Source organism: Cysteiniphilum marinum, from assembly GCF_014857925.1.
Taxonomy (GTDB): domain Bacteria; phylum Pseudomonadota; class Gammaproteobacteria; order Francisellales; family Francisellaceae; genus Caedibacter; species Caedibacter marinus.
Map to the genome: position 1 here is coordinate 1 of NZ_JACYVZ010000084.1, position 2429 is coordinate 2429.

The 2429-nt window shown below is 39.5% G+C and carries 3 protein-coding genes; all 3 read right to left on the bottom strand.

Features of this window, described 5'->3' with window-relative positions:
* Positions 1 to 54: 54 nt before the first annotated feature.
* Positions 55 to 1623: an IS66 family transposase gene (gene tnpC, locus IE867_RS14295; RefSeq protein WP_192485384.1), complete on the bottom strand. Its 1569-nt coding sequence runs from the start codon at positions 1621 to 1623 to the stop codon at positions 55 to 57.
* 73 nt (positions 1624 to 1696) lie between these two features.
* On the bottom strand, positions 1697 to 2044 hold the full coding sequence (gene tnpB / locus IE867_RS14300; RefSeq protein WP_192485385.1) for an IS66 family insertion sequence element accessory protein TnpB: 348 nt from the start codon (positions 2042 to 2044) through the stop codon (positions 1697 to 1699).
* Positions 2044 to 2346, bottom strand: a complete 303-nt coding sequence (gene tnpA, locus IE867_RS14305; RefSeq protein WP_192485386.1) for an IS66 family insertion sequence element accessory protein TnpA — start codon at positions 2344 to 2346, stop codon at positions 2044 to 2046. The genes tnpB and tnpA overlap by 1 nt, the downstream gene beginning before the upstream one ends.
* Between the last annotated feature and the right edge of the window lie 83 nt (positions 2347 to 2429).

Genomic DNA, 2429 nt, shown 5'->3' on the forward strand with positions numbered 1-2429 from the left:
GTAAGCGCTCCATGAACCCACCTATTTACCTAGCAAATAATGTGGTATGTAGGTCTATGCCGTCCTCTTCTGGGCAGATTTTAATTTAGGTAAATGCGCTGAAGCATATTTTGGTGTAAGCATTTCATAATCTTTATCAGTTTTAGCATCGCCAATACGATCAAAGACATACTGCAAATAATCGAACACTTTGAGGTTGTAGAGTTTAGCATTTTCAACCAGTGTAAATAAATTGGCACTGGCTTGAGCACTCTCACTGTGACCAGTAAAGAGCCAGTTTTTACGCCCCACGGCAAATGGTCTTATTTTATTTTCGGTAGCATTGTTATCAATAGGAATATAACCTTCTTCAACGTAGACCGACAAACTTTCCCAATTATTGAGGGTGTAACCAATTGCTTTACCAAGCAAGCCCTTTGGTGGCGTGCGATGTATAATGTCATCTAACCTACTTTTAATAGTCTCTAAAATAGGTGTTGCTTTTAATTGTCTTTGCTCTTTAAGTTGTTGATGCGTAAGACCGTCTTTCACTGCCCGACTTTCTATTGCATATAACTTGGCAATAAGCTCAATGATTTCATGCGCTACCCCTTTAGGTGCATTTTTGCCTAACGCTTTAGTCACGTCTATATACTTACGTCTAGCATGTGCCCAGCAACCGACATTGATTCGATGACTGTCCTTGCCAAATAAAATATCATAGCCAGCGTAAGCATCACTTTGAACATAGCCTTGATAATCATCAAGTTCAGACTTTACATGCTCTCCTGCACGTGACCCATATTTATATACGCAACCTTCAGTATTGTTATAAACCCACATATAACCTTTATGAGATCCTGCTGGATGATCTTTATCTTTCAATACAGTAACTGGCGTTTCATCCGCTTGAATATACGGTAACTGCTTCATCTGTGCCATAATGTCATCTATAACAGGTTCCACTTTTTCCCCAAGCAAAATCATCCAACGGCACATACTAGCGCGTGATAAGTCAACGTCCAGTTCTTGCCATATTTTTTGCTGACGATACAGCGGTAAGTGATAGTTATACTTTGCTTGAACAATATGTGCCAATAAACCATTAGATGCAATTGACTTAGGAATCACCTGACCTGTAATAGCAGCAGTTTTAACGCCATATTCTTCATATCCTTTAACTGCATACTTATAGCGAACATGTTTGATGACGCGAACATCTTGCGGGATAACATCCAGTTGCTCAGATTCTTCTTTGCCAATAATTTCATAGCGCAAACCATTGGGAAGTATAAGCTCGCTATCAGGCAGCTTATGTTCAACAATTTCACGTGGCAGATAATCAGGTAGTGGTTGACGTTTGCCACGCTTTTTGGTTCTCGTGTGACCTGGCACATTAATCACTTCACCAGAATCATTATCAATGATAACGCCTGCTTCGGCCTCATCAAACAAATCGATTTGATTGGGGTCAACATAGGTCTCAGCAGATCGCCCATATTTACGAGCCAAGGCAATTTTTAAAGCTTCCTTTAGTTGCTCAATAAGGACGTCCTTAGCGGCAAGAGAAGTTTGATGTGCTTGAACTGTATTTTCAAGCTCTTTAACACGATGCATCAGTGCTGCCATGTCAATATTTTCCACATCAAAAACCTCTTAACTTCAATGTTAAAATTATACCATAAAAACACTTATAAAACCTTATTTTAATTAGCTTTTAAGCAAAAATATCATACTTTTTTTCAGCATGTCCTTGCAGGTTTTGATAAGCCAATCCAGAGAGTAACCATTGCAGTTGATTGGCAGACAAAGTTACCTCTGATTTATCACTATAAATCAACTTAAAGCGTTCACTTTCGAGTCGTTTATACCACAGTGCGAAGCCGTTTTTATCCCAATAGAGTATTTTAATTTTATCTTTAAGCTTATTGCCAAACACATAATATGCACCATCGGTAACATTGGATGAAAAATGTGTTTCAGCAAGCAGCATTAACCCATCAATGGACTTGCGCATATCTACTGGAAAGTTGGCGATGTAAATAGGCGTTTTTGCAACGAGCATTACACAGGAACCTTTAGTAAGATGCCGTGAGGCAAGTTTATTTCGATGAATTTAGTGTTTATGTCATCATGATGAGTGGTCGCTGGTAATTCATCGGGAAGCGTCGTGACTTTCGCAAAGCTGACGCTTTCACTTTTATTTGTCCATCTGGTGCTGGGGTTAAATCTCCCTGACGCTAATCCTTCGGTGCGCCAGCGTTTGAACACTCTATAGTCGATGTCGTATTGCTTGCAAAATTGAAGTTGTGTTAAGCCAGATTGTTCCCAGCGCTTAATGACCTCATACCATTGTTCTTCCGTCATAAACCAAAGCTCTTTGTATTATCAATGCAATCAGTTTGCCAGATTTAAAACAGTATTCTAGATGGGGTTCGTGGGACGCTTAC

Bases quoted from the DNA above. Each gene is read 5' to 3' on its own strand.
- tnpB (WP_192485385.1), bottom strand. From the start codon at position 2,044: ATGCTCGTTGCAAAAACGCCTATTTACATCGCCAACTTTCCAGTAGAT.
- tnpA (WP_192485386.1), bottom strand. From the start codon at position 2,346: ATGACGGAAGAACAATGGTATGAGGTCATTAAGCGCTGGGAACAATCT.